Below are 16,178 nucleotides of genomic sequence, written 5' to 3'. Positions count from 1 at the left end.
TTAAGCTCTATCTGTCCAGCAATGAGATCTGCAAGTCTGCCCGGGTCTTCAATACTCCTTAAAATTGCCACCATATCTGGTGGTATCTGCTTCCCAAGGGCGACAATCCTTTCTATCTGATCCTTTATAAGCTTTATAAGTGCTTCATCTTCTAATTTTTCCGCAACAAATTCTGGTTCTTCTATGTGTTCTACTTCCGCTTCAAAGTGGTCATCTACCACCTCAAGCTCTTTAAGTCTGGCTCTACCAAGGCCCTGAACCAGAATCTTTACTCTGCCGTCAGTCATCTTCATCGCTTTCAGGATAACGGCAACAGTACCTATATCATAAAGATCTTCTCTCTTTGGCTCTTCGATATCTTTATCTTTCTGCGTTGCGAGAAAAATAAGCTTATGCTCTTTTAAAGACTCCTCCACAGCCCTCAATGAAAAAGGTCTTCCAACAAAGAGAGGTGCTATCATCATGGGAAAAACTACAACATCCCTGAGAGGAAGCACCGGAAGCCTGTCAGGAAGCTTTGGCTCATTAACCGGCATAATTCCTTCAGCCATTCTTTTTACCTCTCTCTTTCAATTTTTCTTCCATATAATTTATGATAGAATCTCTAAGGTCATCTCTCATAAGAGCAAAATCTATCGTTGCTTTCAAAAATCCAAGTTTTGAACCTGTATCGTATCTATTACCTTTCATTACCTTCGCATAAACAGCCTCTCTCATAGAAAGCCTTACTATAGCGTCGGTTAGCTGTATCTCGTTTCCCTTTCCTGGCGGAGTATACCTGAGCATATCAAAGATAGTTGGCGTCAGTATGTATCTTCCTGTAATAGCAAGGTTTGAGGGTGCTTCTGAAACTGCTGGTTTTTCAACAAGCTTGTCAATCTTAATTACATTTTCCTCAACTTCATGCCCGGAAACGATACCGTAATTTGAAACCTCCTCTTCTGGAACATGCTGAACACCAAGAACCGAACACCTATAACGGTCATAAGTTTCCATTAACTGTTTTATGGCAGGCGTTTCAGAAACTATTATGTCATCACCAAGAAGCACGGCGAACGGTTCATTTCCAACCGCTGGCTCTGCCGTCAAAATGGCATGTCCAAGTCCAAGAGGCTCTTTCTGTCTCACGTAAATTATCTCTGCAAGGTTGGTTATTTCTCTCACTATTTTAAGAAGTTCCGTCTTTCCTTTTTTTTCAAGGGCCGTTTCAAGCTCAAAATTACTATCAAAATGATCCTCTATAGCTCTCTTATGTTTACCCGTTACAAAAACAATCTGATTGATACCGGCCTTTACAGCTTCTTCAACAATGTATTGAATAACTGGTTTGTCAACCAGAGGAAGCATCTCCTTAGGCTGTGCCTTTGTAGCTGGAAGAAACCTCGTCCCAAGACCTGCAACAGGGATAACTGCCTTCCTTATCGCTGTCATTTTACCTCCCACTCAAACCGTCTGGCGAATATACATTTTAAATATCTTGACTCCGGTATTTGAAGAACAAACGGATGGTCTTTAGCCTGATAAGTTATGTAAAGAACCCTGAGAGGCGTTCTCGTGTCAAGAGCTGCCGATAGCAAAATTTCCTCAAGTATAGGTGGAGTAATGTGGTGAGAACAGGAACAGACAACGATCTTTCCACCAGGTTTAAGCATTTTTAATCCTCTAAGGAACAATTCCTTGTAACCTCTCTTTGCCTGTTCTACCACAGTTCTGCTCTTAGCAAAGGCAGGGGGATCTATGACAATAGAATCGAACATTTCACCATCTTTCTGCATCTTCTTTAAGACTTTAAAACAGTCACCCTTCACAAAAGTGAATCTATCGACTACACCGTTTATCTCCGCATTTTCTTTCGCAAGCTCAAGTGCCATCTCAGAACTATCAACGGCAACAACACTTCCTGCCTTACCTATCACAGCTGCATGAATGCCGAATCCTCCCAAGTGGCAGAATGCATCAAGAACCCGATCACCTTCATCGACAAATTCCCTGGCAAAAAGTAGTTTATTTTCTCTCTGATCAAGAAAATATCCAGTTTTCTGACCGCCTATTATCTGAACGCGAAACTTTATCCCGTTTTCGAGTACCGTTACCTTTTCAGGAATTTCACCATAAAGTTTTTGCTCACACAGCGGAAGTCCCTCTAACTCCCTCGTCTGAACGGTTGACTTTTCGTAAATACCCTTCGGTTGTACAACTTCAACTAAAGCTTTCACTACCAAAGGCTTTAAAATTTCCATTCCAAGTGTTGTAAACTGAGCTACAAGATAGCCATCATAACTATCCACAACTAAGCCTGGAAGGTAATCAGCCTCAGAATGTATTAAACGAAACGCCGTAGTTTCATTAGTATCCGAAAGCAGTTTTTTTCTGTAGGCAAAAGCCTCCCGAATTCTCCTGACAAAGAACTCAAGGTCTATTTCCTCATCTTTCCTGTAAGTCAAAACTCTTATAGCTATGTAAGAATCCGGATTTATATATCCTTTGGCGAGAAATGCACCCTTATAATCCCTTACAATGCATATTTCACCGGGTTTTGGTCTCCTTGAAAAAGAGAGAATATCTTTCTTATATATCCAGGGATGAAAGCCCTTTATCCTCTTTTCTCTGCCTCTTTTTATTGAAACCTGTAACATAAACAAACCTCATTGGTAACTTGATGGATTTTGCAACAAACCTTTTAAAGGCTTCATGGTAACTTATGTTACCTGAAATTATATCAGTTGCTACAGTACGAATTTCATCACTCGTTTCCATAATTTTGAACATTGCACCTTTGAATCTAAAAAACAAACGTCTTAGAAAAAGTGCCCATTTAAAATCTGCAGCAAATTTATCAAGAAAACGTGCATAGACAACTAACGCCTCTTGTGGATTGTCGTAATATTTTAAAATACTTTCAGCAGCCCTTTTGCCGCTCAACGCGGCAAAATATATACCTTCACCGGTAAATGGGTCAACAAGAGACGCCGCGTCTCCCGTGAGAAATATCCTGCCTTTTCCAGGATACAATTGTCCATCAAAAACTGGAACAAACGCCCCACCCTTGGAAATCACTTTCCCTTTAATCCTATACTTTTCATTAAACTTCTTATTAACCACTTCCGGATTTTTCATTTTAACAGTAGAAAAATCACCAAATCCCGTCGTGTAAAAATTTCCTTTCGGAAATATCCAGTAGTATCCTGAATTAAAGTCAGAAAAATCTATAATCGCTGATTCCTTTGTATCAGATTCAATATCCATTTCAAACGTTAAAGCTTTCTTTAAATTTATGCCACAAATTCTTGGCGTTAATCCGTTCACACCGTCACAACCTATAATGAAACGTGCTCTATAAAAACCCTTAGATGTTTCTATTCTATAGCCATCCTTCTCTTCTGTTATAGCCACTACCTTCTCACCGTCATGAACTACAATACGAGAAATCTTAGAAAACAAAAAGTTGTCAAACTCTTCTCTATCTACAAACAGAACAAAAGGAACATCAGACACCGCTTCAAGAACTGACTCTTTGTTAACAAGATAGATTTTCGTTGCTTTTTTCCTGATTATAGGAGCAACTTTACCGAAAATATCTGTAATAAGGTGGTAACATTTTAATGTTAACCCGCCACCGCACAACTTTTTCCTCGGAAAATTAAACGTATCAAAAGCAATAACTTTCAGGCCACTGCCCTCCAAAACTTTAGCAGCACAGCAACCTGCTACACCAAGCCCTACAATAGCAACGTCGTAGGAATCGTTAATATTTCCTCCCCTTTATCAAATTCCCCTATAGTCTGATATCAATTTAGCAAATTCACGGAAAAGGTACCTGGAATCATGAGGACCAGGCGAACTCTCAGGGTGATACTGAACAGTAAAAAGTGGCTTTGACTTATGTTTCAAGCCTTCTACCGTTTTATCGTTAAGACTGTAATGGGTTACCTCAAGTTCGTCAGGAAGCGTTTTATCATCAACAGCAAAACCATGGTTCTGGGCTGTTATCTCTACTTTACCATTTTTAAGATTTTTAACAGGCTGGTTGGCACCTCTATGTCCAAACTTTAATTTGTAAGTCTTAGCACCCAAAGCAAGAGCTGTAAGCTGGTGGCCAAGACAGATACCAAAAATTGGTTTTTTAAACGTTGCAATGAGGTAACGAATGGTCTCTATCGCATAATCAACAGCCGCCGGATCACCAGGACCACACGATAAGAATATGCCATCAGGATTATACTTAAGAATCTCTTCAGGAGGCGTACTCGCCGGAACAACCACAGGTTTAATACCCACATCCACCAAATTTCTAAGAATGTTCTTTCTTATACCAAAATCAAGAACTACAACGCTGTATTTAAAGTTTTTAACTTCTGAATAACCTTTCTTCTCTAACTTCCACGTTCCCTGACTCCACTCATAAGGCTCTTTACAAGTTACAACATCAACAAGGTTTTGACCTTCCATAGGAGGAATACTTTTTGCCTTTTCTACAAGGGATTCAGGATTTAGATCAACCGTAGAAATTACACCCCTCATCGTACCAACATCTCTCAATCTTTTAACCAGGGCTCTCGTATCTATCTTTGCAATTCCAACAACACCATATTTCCTGAGATAATCTTCAAATGAAAACTCTGCCCGCCAGTTAGAATAAACCTCAGAAATTTCTTTTACTACAAAACCTTCTGCCTGTGGTTTATCAGACTCAATGTCTTCACTGTTAGCACCGACGTTTCCTATCAAAGGACAGGTCATTGTTACTATCTGACCCTTAAAAGAAGGATCTGTCACTATTTCCTGATAACCTGTCATACTGGTCGTAAATACTACTTCACCAGACACTTCACCTTCTGCACCAAAATTAACTCCCTCAAAGTATGTCCCATCTTCAAGAGCAAGAATTGTTTTCTTTCTGTCTAACATAATCTCTCTCCGCAGCATAAATTATAATTGTCACAGTTAGTTTACCAAAATTTACGGAGGAACGATGAAGAAACTACTGCTCATAGTTGCACTTTTAACAGGACTGGCAGTTTACGGCTGCAATATAGAATCCAACAAACCTCTTATAGTTTCAAGTCTTCCGATATGGAAAAATGTTGCAGAATATCTAGGCGGAAGAGATTTCAAATACTATTCCATTTTAAAGGGAGGTGAATCCCCCCACGGATACGAAATGAAACCTTCAGACATTGCCAAATTAAAAAAGGCAAAACTAATAGTAATTCATGGGCTGGGCCTTGACAATTGGATACTTAAAGGAATCGATAACAGGGAAAAGGTATTCAACATAGGAAAACTCCTCTCAAAAAAGTACCCTTTTATAAAAAAAGCCGGGTATCACATATGGACAAATCCAATTTTAATGGAAGACGTGTATTTCGAAATGGCTAATAAACTCAGCAAGTTCTACCCCGAAAAAAAAACATATTATGAAAAAAGGGCTGACGACTATAGTGCTATGATACAACAGTTAATTTCAAGAGTTAATGAATGCACGGCAAAATTGAAAAATAGAAAAGTTATTGCATTTCACCCCGTATGGGAACCTCTCTTTGAAACTATAAACATCAAATGCATAGGCTATATAGTTAACAATCCTGAAGAAGAACCTAAACCGGAAATCATAAAAGAACTTATCAAAAAAGGAAAAAAGGAAAATGTCAAAATTGTAATAGCCGAAAAGGGTGAACCTCAAACTCTTGTAAATGAAATAGCCTCTGAAATAGGTGCAAAAGTTATCGTGCTAAACCCAATTCCTGACAAAGATTATGTTATAGCTTTAAGTAACTGGTGCAATAAAATATGCACCGCTTTGAAGGAGGTAAACGAACAATGATTCTTATGATAGATAACTACGATTCTTTCACTTACAACATTGTTCAATACTTCGGGACGCTCGGTGCAGATATTACCGTTAAAAGAAACGACGAAATAACGATCGATGAAATTGAAACGTTTAAACCTGAAGCCATTGTAATTTCTCCAGGTCCCTGTACACCTAAAGAAGCAGGTATTTCTGTAGAGGTGATAAAAAGGTTTTCTGGTAAACTGCCGATTTTAGGTATCTGCCTTGGTCATCAATCAATAGGTTACGCATTCGGTGCAAAAATAATAAGAGCGAAGAAACTTATGCACGGCAAAGCTTCCCTGATAAAACATGATGAAAAATATCTTTTTGAAGGAATGAAAAATCCCTTTTCTGCCATTAGATATCACTCCCTTGTAATCGATAGGGGAACTCTCCCTGAAGATTTTATAGTGACGGCAGAAAGTGAAGATGACGGAGAAATTATGGGCATAAGGCACAAACAGTTCCCCTTATTTGGCGTTCAATTTCATCCCGAATCCATTCTTACAGAAGATGGCCTGAAAATCATAAAAAACTTTACTAAACAGATTTAAACGATGAAACTGTACTCCCACATAAAAAAGATTCCTGAGGACTTTGTCGTTGAAGAAGTTCCAGCCTTAAAAGTTGTAAGTGAAGGCGCCTTTGATGTTTTTATTCTTAAAAAGAGGAATGTATCTACTTTGGAAGCAGTTAGAATAATATCAAAACTCTTAAAATTTTCACTTAAATCCATAGGATTTGCAGGATTAAAGGATAAATATGCCGTAACGACACAGTATATAACGGTGCCTTCGGGGAAAATCACCGAAGAAAAATTATCTTTTTACAACGACGGCAGATGGAGGGTCGGCAAAAGGCAATCTAATTCTTCCTTTGAAATCAAGTTTATTGGAAAATCCAAAAAACCTTTGACTATTGGAAATATCTACGGCAACAAATTTACAATAAAAATTAGAAATTTTGAAAAATCAATGAGGGAAAAATTTTACAGAAACCTTCAAACAGTTAAACTGTACGGATTCCCAAATTATTTTGGAGAACAAAGGTTTGGAAGCGTTAAAAGCAGAGACGACTTCGTTCTAAGGTACATTTTAAAGGGTGACTTTGTGAAGGCTTTAAAGGTTTATTTCTTAGGAAAAGAAAAAATAGATATGCTCACAGATTGGCAGAACATATATAAAGTACTAAAGCCAACACTTGAAGAGTATGAAAAAGATCTACTAAGAGGACTACTAAAAGGGCTTCCTGCAGAAAAAGCTTTCCGAATCCTTCCCAAAAATATAAGAGTTATGTTTAACTTCGCTTTTCAAAGCTACCTTTTTAACCGCATTCTTGGCGAATATATATTGAATAAATACTCATACAGACAAGTTCCCTTCATAAACAATTGGAAACTTTACTTTTATTTAGAGGTTCCCGACTTTGAATATTTCAAAAACCTGCAGATACCTTATACCGGAAAGAATTTACCGCCGGAGGATTCTCTTCTTAAAAAAGTAATGAAAAAAGTATTTAAAGAAGAAAAAGTTACCCCTTCTGTATTTGACATGGAAATTGCCGGAATGAAAGTAATGACTGACGGTCAAAGAAAAGCTGTTGTTATTCCGGAAAATTTCAAAATAGTTTCAAAAACAAAAAAGGATGTTACCATACAATTTATCTTACCACCGGGAAGCTACGCTACAATTCTTTTGAGAGCACTCCTCTCTGTGTGAGGTGTAAAATGGTCTCCATAGGCTATCTTGAAGTAGAACTTTACATACCCCACAGCCACTCTTTAAAAGAGAAAAGAATGGTAGTCAAACGAATCAAAGAAAGAGTTAAAAATAAGTTTAACGTTGCCATCTGCGAAGCAGAAGCACATGACAAATGGCAAACTGCCGTAATCGCCATTGTATCGGTCTCGACATCATCAAAAAAAGTTGATGAAACACTTGAAAAGGTTGTTGGATTTATAGAAAAGCTTTACCCTGGCATGATAAAAAGCTACCACAAAGAACTGATTTAAAATAAGGGGGAAGAATTCCCCCAATTACCATTCTATAGACAATGCACCGGTATATCGCCTATCAGCATCCTGACCTGCATAAGCTCCAACTTTCTCAGTATAAGTGGCAAATTGAAGGTTAAATACCCCTAATCTGAAATCTATACCAAAGGTAGGATAGCCTTTATACAATCCATCTCTTACTACCTAGACGCTTAAAAACCGTTACAACCTGAAAGAGTAAGAATACTTACAAAAAGCGACAAGGCAAGAAGTTTTCTTATAACAGCCCCCTTTAAGAATTTTATAATTTAAAGTTATTTTATTAAAAAATAAAAAAATTGGACTGATAATCTTTAGACCAGGCAAACTGCAGTTTTTCCGACTTTTAAAATTTTTGTTTTAAACTCTTGAAATTTATTTGATTATTGTCTAAATTATAATTAAACCTAAAACGGAGGATAACATGAAAGATCTACTTGGCAGAGAGATAAAAGACCTATCTGAAGAACTATGGTGGGGTATGAAAAGAAAAGAGATCGAATGGTATCCTGAAATAAATTATCAGAAGTGCATAGGCTGTGGCATCTGCTTCATCACATGTGCCGGCAAAAAGGTATTTGATTGGGACATTGAAAAAAACAGACCTATAGTCTCAAGACCTTACAACTGTATGGTTGGTTGTACAACATGTAAAACACTTTGCCCTGGAGATGCTATTTCGTTTCCCGATAAAAACTACATAAGGAAATTAGTCAAAGAACTAAACCTTCTTCAAAAAGCAAAAGAAAAAATAACAAAGGCTATTTCCACACAAAAATAAGACTTTTATCCACTTTTAACATTTCAGGGGCAAGAGCCCCTTCTTTTTCTAATATTGCAATCCTTAATATGTTAAAATCTCCTTTCCAATGAAACTCTAACTTTATCAGGAGGAGAGGTGATGAAAAAATTTCTAAATGCCTTTTTTCTTTGTCTCTTTTCCCTCTTCTTCGCGGTTTCAGCACAGGCAAAAGACTTCATATTTGGTGTTCTCTTAGTAGGGCCTTACAATGACCACGGATGGAGCCAGGCACATTATGAAGCTGCGAAAGAGGTAGAAAAAGAGCTCAAAGGTGTAAAAATGATCTACATTGACAAAGCCAATCCTGCGGATCGTCCGGGCATCACAATTCCCGAACTTGTGGATGACCTTGTTGACAAAGGGGCCAAACTTATCATTGCCAACTCTGACGACATGAAAGATGGGATAAGAGAAGCAGTCCTGGAACACCCCGACATCTACTTTGTTCATATTTCCGGCGATGACGCGTTAACAGGAAAAGCTCCTAAACACCTTTCAAACCTCATGGGTAAGATGATATACGGAAAGATGATGGCAGGTTTTGTAGCCACCATGACAACAAACATAAGTTTCATTTCTTTCTCTTTTTTTTCAAGCCCTAACTGTTTCTTATAACAATCTACAAGCTCCGGATTCGCAAAAGATTTCTCTAATCTCTCTATCTTCTCTTCAGCCTTAGCAGGAATTTTTATCGGCAGGTATCTTGCTATTATCGTTAAAAGTCCTGTGGCTATCAGTCCCAATTCATATCTTTTTTCCAATTCAAATTATCCCTTTGGTTGAAGGTATGCTATTCTTAAAACGTTCATCAATAGAAACAGCTTCCTTTAAGCTCCTTGCAACAGCCTTAAAAGAAGCTTCCGCAATGTGATGAAGATTCAATCCATAAAATAAATTCATATGAAGATTGCACTTTAATGAAAATGCAAAAGATTTCCAGAACTCTCTCCACAAGTCAAACTCAATTCCGTTAAGCACTTTCATCTCAGGAAAGTTGTTATAAACAAAGTATGGCCTTCCTGAAAGGTCAACCGCAACCATCACAAGCGTTTCATCCATAGGAAGGATAAAACTACCGTACCTTTTAATCCCTCTTTTATCTCCCAAAGCCTCACTAAAAGCTTCACCCATCACGATTCCCACATCCTCTATGAGATGGTGATGATCAACTTCAACATCCCCAGCTGCAGTTATTTCTAAATCAAAACCTCCATGTTTAGAAAAAAGCTCAAGCATATGAGAAAGGAAAGGAATGTCCGTATTAATCTTGTATTTTCCCACACCATCAAGGTCTATTCTTATTTTTATGTCCGTTTCCTCCGTCTTCCTTTTAACTTCCGCCTTTCGCAAAATTACCTCCTTTAACCAAAAAATATCTATTTCCATCAGATCTAATAACACCTTCTGACTCAAGCTCAAAAAGTAGCGTAATAACTTCACAGTAAGGAAGTCCACTTTCTGCAACTATTTTATCAATATGAGCATCTCCCTTCAAAAGAACATCAATAATTGGCTGAAATTTATCATTTATTCCGCAATGATGGTTTTCCTCAGTTTTAAGGTAAGGAAGTTCTTCAAATATATCCTCAAAATCAACAATAGGCGTTGCTCCTTCCTTTAAAAGTCTATTACTTCCCCTACTGAAAACAGAATCAATATTGCCGGGTACAACAAATACATCTCTACCCTGCTCAAGGGCAAAACCAGCTGTTATAAGCGCGCCACTATTTTCATTAGCTTCAACAACAACCGTAGCAACAGAAAGGCCACTTATTATCCTATTCCTCCTTGGAAAATTTTCTTTTGAAGGTGGTGTACCAAATGGAAACTCTGAAATCAAAGCACCACCCTCTTCAAGAATCCTCTCTCTCAAATTCCTATTCCCGGAAGGATAATTTATATCTATACCACAACCAAGCACAGCGTAGGTAACACCTTTAGATTCCACTGCCCCTTTATGAGCTGCCGTATCTATCCCGTAAGCAAGCCCACTAACTACCGACACACCATGGGAAACAAGAAATGATGCAAGCTGATAGGCAATCTTCCTACCGTAAGAAGAACACTTCCTTGAACCTACAATAGAAATGGAGAAACCATCTTTTATCTCCCCTTTAATGTAAAGTACGGGTGGCGGAGCTGATATTTTTTTCAAGATGGAAGGATAAGCCTTTTCTGTAAAAGGAACTATTTTTACACCCAATGTTTGTGCTTTTTTAATTTCTTTCTCTGCCCTTAAAAGTTCCTCCCTTAAATCAAACTCTCCAGACTTAAAAGCTATTTCAAAACTTCCATATCTATCTATAAGCTTCTTTATTGTTTTTAGACCTATACCTTTCTTAAAATAAAAGGCAAGAGCATACAAAATTTCCATATAATCCTCTGCTATTTAGTTTTTATGTGGAATACACCATTCCAGTTCTGCGGTGGATGTTCAATTAGTATTCTACATCTTCTTACCATTTCTATCGCTGGAGGAAAATGGCTAATCTCATCAAATCGCTTTAAAGTCTTTTAAATTCACCTTTCCGATAAACAAAAAGAGGCTAAAAACTTACTCAAACTAAGCTTCCAAACATTATTATATCACTTAAACTATTCTTACCATTTCCAAATTCCCATTAACAACAATTTTGTCTCCAATAACACAAAAAACACCTGCTATCTTTTTTTCTCCAATTAATATTTCTGCTTTTTCAACCGACTCCTCAAAAGTCCTGCTATTGGCAAGAAAAGTTGCCGCACAATCGGCAATAACTACATCCTCAGCAACAACCGTAGCTATTGTGGTATTTCCAAAACTCAAAGAGTGTCCGATTTTGCTCGAAGAACTACAAACGCCCCATTTCCCTTCAGGAATCCTCAATCCAATAGTTTCATCTATTTTAGAATTTCCCGTGTAAAGCTTTAAAACTCTTCTCTCTTTTGAAAAAACTAAAACATCTCCGCCATTTTCAATTATGTACTGGCTAAAGCCCAGCCCTTCCAACTTTTTTCCTACAAAATAGTTTATCGCACCAGCAACGCCCGCCATTGGTCCAACACCAACTTTCTGAGAAGCATTCAACATAGTTTTTACGATTTCCGGCAACAACAGATCATCAACCTTCACAGGCACAAGGCTGGAATAAAAGTCAGGATTTTCTTTTATATAAGCTTCAAGTTGCTTTCTCAGCAAAATAAGATATTCTAAAATCACCTTTTTAAGATTTTCAGAAAAAGAGAAAATCCCGGGCAGATATATCCACAAGTCACTTTCACCTGCACTTACTTCAAAAGATACACCTTTCTTTCCAACAAATTGTCTGTAAAATTTCTTCTCTGGCCTTACCTTCTTCATCACCACTTCTTTATAAGTTCTGATATTTCTTTTGAACGCTTAAAAGCAGCAAATACCGCCTCTATAAAGGCAGAACGAACACCTTTCTCTTCAAGCTTCGCTATCCCCTCAGCTGTCGTACCGGCAGGTGAAATAACATTATCCTTCAAAACCTCTGGATGTTCACCTTTTAAAACCATCTCCGCAGAACCTTTAACTGTCTGAGCTGCTAATTTTAAAGCTGTATCCCTTGGAAGTCCTGCTCTAACGCCACCATCTGCAAGAGCCTCAATCATAAGGAATATAAAAGCAGGACCACTACCTGAAAGACCAGTAACAGCATCCATCAACTTTTCTTCCACTTCTATAACTTCTCCTGCAGTACTGAATAGCCCTTTAAAAAGATTTATTTCCTCATCAGAAACATTAATATTCCTGCTAAAAGCTATTGTACCCTCACTAACTTTAACAAGTATATTAGGCATAACCCTGATAATCTTTTTATCTTTACCGAGAATATTCTCAATGTTTTCAATAGGATAACCGGCAGCTATACTAACAATCAACTGTTGAGGAATAACCGCATTTTTAATCTCATTCAAAACGGCCGTCATAACTTGAGGTTTGACGGCAAGCACAATAATATCCGAAAGAGCAACGACTTCCGTGTTCAAAATAAAAGTATTAATCCCAAATGTTTGCTTTAAATAACAAAGTCTCTTTTCATTAACATCAGAAACATTTATATTGCAGGGCTTAATTTTACGTGAAGCAATAATTGACTCAATCAAAGCCTCTGCCATTCTGCCACCACCAATAAATCCTACTCTTGCATTCATAACTCCTCCGCCTATTTTATGTTTACACATAGTAATCTTAAGAATACCAAAAAAGCCCGGGTGGCGGAACTGGCAGACGCGAGGGACTCAAAATCCCTTGCCCTTGCGGGCGTGCGGGTTCGATTCCCGCCCCGGGCACCAATTAAAACCTTTTAAAAAAAGCGTTTTTCGACCTTAATTATAATATTACTTACCCTCTGGACAAAAAATATAGGGAATATAAAGGAACGAAACGGAAAAATTGATCGCAGTGTGCGATCAATTTGCGACCAATAAAACAGCTCTATGCTTTTTCAAAAAAATGTAGGGGGGCAAGCCCCCGAAAATTAACCTTTTGAAATACCCTTAAGCTTTACATCATATTTTGGATTGTTAATTGTGAATATCTGAGGAAACTTTTGATAAAGGGGCCCTTCAAACGTTACTTTGCCATTTTGCGTAGCTTTTACAATTATAGCCGGATTATTGGGCTCATTTGATGCAGATGTGTAAGCATTGTTCATCAACTTTAAATCAGGAACAATGTAAAGGATTTTTATTTCTGTATTTCCCACTTTAATAACATCCCCTGCCTTAACTTTAGCCTCCTTGATAACTTTTCCAGTAGTTTTATCAATGACTATAACGTCAGCGAATTTCCATGTTTTTTTAACCTCTTCCGGTAATTCTACAGGTTTTGTTAATTTCGTCATAGACTGAGGATGCATACCAGGCATCATACCACCCTTCATTCCCATACCGTGGGGAGGCATTCCCATTCCGTTCATGCCGCTTATGTCTGGATGTCCTGGTGGAAGAGCTGTTTTGTTTCCAATAGGCGGATGCCCCGGAGGAAGCTTCTTAGCTGTCATAGGTGCAGCCTGCTGCTTCTGTGATTGTTCTGGCTTGCTATTGCTACCGCATCCTGCAATTGCAAAGGATGCAACGATACCAAGAACGAGAGCTGTCTGTTTTTTCATCGTTCACCCCTTTAAAGCAAATTTGGAATTTGATTATATCTCACTTCTATCAATCTTCAAGTGTTATAACATTCTCTAAACCGCGGAATTTCCTTATAAGCGAAGGGATAAAAGAGCAAACAACACTAACTTGCGAATTATTTATACATGTATCATCATCACCGTTGCAACCAATTATCTTTACTGGAAGATTTTTATCAAGATGAACAACCGTAACAGTTTCAACAGCTTTATCCCTATCACTAATTCTTATCTCTTCAACAAAGGGAGCAACAGCTTTTGCGATTCCCCAGGCGATAAACCTACCACCTATTAAACCAAGCTTTTTAATGTTTCTCCGTTTTAGCTCCTCCACAAGAGCTTTAAGGCTGTATTTCAACTTTAACTTAGCACTGAGTGGAGAAGTCAGAAGGAGAAACCAGTGAGCATCTCCTATAAAGATACCTCCGATCTTGCCAAAAGGATATATAGAATCCAATCCTAAAAACTTTGCCGACTTGGCTATTATTTCCGTCGTACCTCTATCAGCCGGAACTGGAAAAGGTGAAGCCGTAACCTCTTCAGCCATAACTTCTACTACCTTTGGAAGTCCAAATTTTGTTACTGTAGCTTCACCAGGCATGTAACCTGACATGTATGCGTGGTGATTACCGGGAAAACCACTTATAACACTGTTTAACCCACACTTCAGACCAAATCTCAACTCATCTTCATACTGTCCGTTCGTCGCAACAATTTTTCCTGGCGAAAGAATCCTTGCCATCACAACAGCTTCGCCAAAAGCTCTTACCCTATTTCCAGCACAGTTATAAGGGCCACCCTCTATAACCACTTCGTCTATTTTATAATCTACACAAGCTTTAATACCCTTTGCAAGTTCTTCCTCACCATCTCCAACACAGATAATTGCACCAACACCTTTACCGTGCTTTTTCGCAAATTCTATAACAGATAGAGTTTCTTCAGGCGGCGCTGCATGAGAGGTGTTTTTTTGAAAAGCCATTAGACTAACGCTTATTGATTGAACAACGCTTGGCCACAAATCTTTTTCGTAAGAAAATGCTTTCTCCTTATTTTCAAGCCTCTTATGAATCCTTCCGCGAGGACAACCGTTAAAAGGTTTACCACTTCTATAACAATCGGCAGGACATTTAACTATCTCTTCAGGATACCTCATAGGCCCGTATTTACCGAAATGGTCAACATCCACAGGCATATCTGTAAGATTGCGAAGATCTTTCATCAATTCAAAAGGTGTCACTCCTTCTCTTTCAGCTATATCTGCAACAGCATACGAGCAAACATGAACCGGAAATCCTAATCTATCAACAAGGCGGAAACCACCTTTAATCTCTGTGAGACTTTGCTTCAAACTTACAACATCAACAAGAACTTCATTCAAGTCACACCCAAACGGAAACTCTTTGTAAGAAGAACCAAGGCAAATTAGCTCTTCTTCAGAAAGTCCCTTTAAAGCTCTAAGTAATGCAGAAGGATTCTGTTTCCCTTTTTCCATCAATTCATACTTACTTTCCAAATCACCAGAAAGCACTTTTTCAATAATTTCTTCCACATTTCCTCCTTTGATGAAATTTTAAAACTTGAATTGCTATTGCATCTGCAACTCTATCAAGAATAATGGGGGAAATGGGCAAGCCATCTTTTATCAAAATTCCTGTGCCAATAAACGCAGTTAACGGGGAAGAAGCTGGAAAATCGTACTCTTTTAAAAACAGTGCAGGCCCCCTTTCAACTGAAGCAAGAGAAATAAAGGTTCCCACCTCTTCATCACCAAAACCAAATACACCGTTAGTGGTAATAAAAGGAATTCCCTTCTCAATACAAAATTTTCCAACTGTAGCTACAAGCGGAATGGTATCCCCTCCTGCTATTGTAGATATGACAACTGATGCATCTTCCAGACAGTCGATATTACTTTCAGAAAAATCAAAGGAAAAAGCCTCTATCTCTTTATAGCGGGTATCAGGCGTAAGAAAGCGTCTTTTCAAAAAAGAAGCTTTGTTTTCTTTTGGAAGTGCTCCTTTTAGAATATGATAGTAGTCATTCTCTTCTATTGTTCCTCCATCAAAAACGGTAATCTTTGAAAATCCACCTCTATGAGTCATAACAAGCCTTTCAAAAACTCTAACTCCAAGCCTCCCAGCTCCAAGAAGAACAAGTTTGCCGTAAGGAACGAGTTTTTCTTCTAAAATAGTAACTCTATCCATTCTCTACTACCTCTACAAAGTCAGGAATTTCTCCACTTTCAATAAGAGATTCTAAAAGAAGAAGAGTTTTATTAACTGCTTCCTCCTTTCTCTTCAAAATTTTCTCAACACTTGCAAAAGGAAAACCTTCAACTTTATTCCTTGTTCTAATTATAAAAATTTC

At 38.0% G+C, this 16,178-nt stretch carries 17 protein-coding genes, 1 tRNA gene and 1 pseudogene; 7 read left to right on the top strand and 12 right to left on the bottom strand.

All coding sequences use genetic code 11. The features are described 5' to 3' along the window. The 5 genes from MV676_RS01910 to carA form a co-directional block, all read right to left on the bottom strand. Window positions 1–551: LON peptidase substrate-binding domain-containing protein (locus tag MV676_RS01910; RefSeq protein ID WP_297444772.1), on the bottom strand; the 551-nt coding region annotated here is incomplete at its 3' end. Further along, complete coding sequence (gene galU, locus MV676_RS01905) at window positions 544–1,431, bottom strand: UTP--glucose-1-phosphate uridylyltransferase GalU (RefSeq protein ID WP_297444770.1); 888 nt, start codon at window positions 1,429–1,431, stop codon at window positions 544–546. The genes MV676_RS01910 and galU, both read right to left, overlap by 8 nt. Further along, entirely contained in the window at window positions 1,428–2,636 is a 1,209-nt protein-coding gene (locus tag MV676_RS01900; RefSeq protein ID WP_297444768.1) for a class I SAM-dependent rRNA methyltransferase, read from the bottom strand. The genes galU and MV676_RS01900 overlap by 4 nt, the downstream gene beginning before the upstream one ends. After that, a complete protein-coding gene (locus MV676_RS01895) occupies window positions 2,569–3,726 on the bottom strand; it encodes an NAD(P)/FAD-dependent oxidoreductase (protein ID WP_297444774.1) in 1,158 nt (385 codons plus the stop codon). The genes MV676_RS01900 and MV676_RS01895 overlap by 68 nt, the downstream gene beginning before the upstream one ends. Window positions 3,727–3,765: 39 nt before the next feature. Beyond that, entirely contained in the window at window positions 3,766–4,908 is a 1,143-nt protein-coding gene (gene carA / locus MV676_RS01890; protein WP_297444766.1) for a glutamine-hydrolyzing carbamoyl-phosphate synthase small subunit, read from the bottom strand. Window positions 4,909–4,972: 64 nt separating this feature from the next. On the opposite strand from carA, the gene MV676_RS01885 reads away from it, so the two are divergent. The 6 genes and pseudogenes from MV676_RS01885 to MV676_RS01860 form a co-directional block, all read left to right on the top strand. Next, window positions 4,973–5,824 carry a metal ABC transporter substrate-binding protein gene (locus tag MV676_RS01885; RefSeq protein WP_297444764.1) on the top strand — a complete coding sequence of 284 codons (852 nt, stop codon included), beginning with the start codon at window positions 4,973–4,975 and terminating at the stop codon, window positions 5,822–5,824. Next, window positions 5,821–6,390, top strand: coding sequence for an aminodeoxychorismate/anthranilate synthase component II (locus MV676_RS01880; protein WP_297444762.1), 570 nt, complete (start codon window positions 5,821–5,823; stop codon window positions 6,388–6,390). Before MV676_RS01885 ends, MV676_RS01880 begins: the two co-directional genes overlap by 4 nt. A 3-nt stretch (window positions 6,391–6,393) precedes the next feature. Beyond that, entirely contained in the window at window positions 6,394–7,554 is a 1,161-nt protein-coding gene (gene truD, locus MV676_RS01875) for a tRNA pseudouridine(13) synthase TruD (RefSeq protein ID WP_297444760.1), read from the top strand. 8 nt (window positions 7,555–7,562) lie between these two features. Beyond that, window positions 7,563–7,847: a DUF503 domain-containing protein gene (locus MV676_RS01870; protein WP_022846744.1), complete on the top strand. Its 285-nt coding sequence runs from the start codon at window positions 7,563–7,565 to the stop codon at window positions 7,845–7,847. Window positions 7,848–8,292: 445 nt separating this feature from the next. Next, window positions 8,293–8,649, top strand: a complete 357-nt coding sequence (locus MV676_RS01865) for a ferredoxin family protein (RefSeq protein ID WP_297444757.1) — start codon at window positions 8,293–8,295, stop codon at window positions 8,647–8,649. A 120-nt stretch (window positions 8,650–8,769) separates the two neighbouring features. Then, window positions 8,770–9,231 (top strand): annotated as a pseudogene (locus MV676_RS01860) (BMP family ABC transporter substrate-binding protein); the annotation flags it as partial. 201 nt (window positions 9,232–9,432) lie between these two features. On the opposite strand, the gene hisB reads toward MV676_RS01860, so the two are convergent. From hisB to proC, 4 genes are all read right to left on the bottom strand, one after another. Next, complete coding sequence (gene hisB / locus MV676_RS01855) at window positions 9,433–10,020, bottom strand: imidazoleglycerol-phosphate dehydratase HisB (RefSeq protein ID WP_297444752.1); 588 nt, start codon at window positions 10,018–10,020, stop codon at window positions 9,433–9,435. Continuing rightward, on the bottom strand, window positions 10,001–11,044 hold the full coding sequence (gene dprA, locus MV676_RS01850; RefSeq protein WP_297444751.1) for a DNA-processing protein DprA: 1,044 nt from the start codon (window positions 11,042–11,044) through the stop codon (window positions 10,001–10,003). The genes hisB and dprA overlap by 20 nt, the downstream gene beginning before the upstream one ends. A gap of 216 nt (window positions 11,045–11,260) precedes the next feature. After that, window positions 11,261–12,010, bottom strand: coding sequence for a UPF0280 family protein (locus MV676_RS01845; protein WP_297444749.1), 750 nt, complete (start codon window positions 12,008–12,010; stop codon window positions 11,261–11,263). Next, window positions 12,010–12,828 carry a pyrroline-5-carboxylate reductase gene (gene proC / locus MV676_RS01840; RefSeq protein WP_297444747.1) on the bottom strand — a complete coding sequence of 273 codons (819 nt, stop codon included), beginning with the start codon at window positions 12,826–12,828 and terminating at the stop codon, window positions 12,010–12,012. The genes MV676_RS01845 and proC overlap by 1 nt, the downstream gene beginning before the upstream one ends. Window positions 12,829–12,882: 54 nt before the next feature. Between proC and MV676_RS01835 the strand changes: the two genes are divergently transcribed. After that, window positions 12,883–12,969, top strand: a tRNA-Leu gene (locus tag MV676_RS01835). A 185-nt stretch (window positions 12,970–13,154) separates the two neighbouring features. On the opposite strand, the gene MV676_RS01830 is transcribed toward MV676_RS01835, so the two are convergent. The 3 genes from MV676_RS01830 to MV676_RS01820 are packed head-to-tail and all read right to left on the bottom strand — an operon-like array spanning window position 13,155 to window position 16,015. Beyond that, a complete protein-coding gene (locus tag MV676_RS01830) occupies window positions 13,155–13,787 on the bottom strand; it encodes a DUF2155 domain-containing protein (protein WP_297444745.1) in 633 nt (210 codons plus the stop codon). 49 nt (window positions 13,788–13,836) lie between these two features. After that, window positions 13,837–15,360: a 5,10-methenyltetrahydromethanopterin hydrogenase cofactor biosynthesis protein HmdC gene (hmdC, locus tag MV676_RS01825; protein WP_297444743.1), complete on the bottom strand. Its 1,524-nt coding sequence runs from the start codon at window positions 15,358–15,360 to the stop codon at window positions 13,837–13,839. Next, window positions 15,344–16,015: a ThiF family adenylyltransferase gene (locus MV676_RS01820; RefSeq protein WP_297444741.1), complete on the bottom strand. Its 672-nt coding sequence runs from the start codon at window positions 16,013–16,015 to the stop codon at window positions 15,344–15,346. Before MV676_RS01820 ends, hmdC begins: the two co-directional genes overlap by 17 nt. Window positions 16,016–16,178 lie beyond the last annotated feature (163 nt).

The sequence above is a fragment of the Desulfurobacterium sp. genome, from assembly GCF_027028515.1.
GTDB lineage: Bacteria > Aquificota > Aquificia > Desulfurobacteriales > Desulfurobacteriaceae > Desulfurobacterium_A.
The sequence above is the reverse complement of the archived record's forward strand: the minus strand, read 5'-3'. Positions and strand labels throughout refer to the sequence as shown.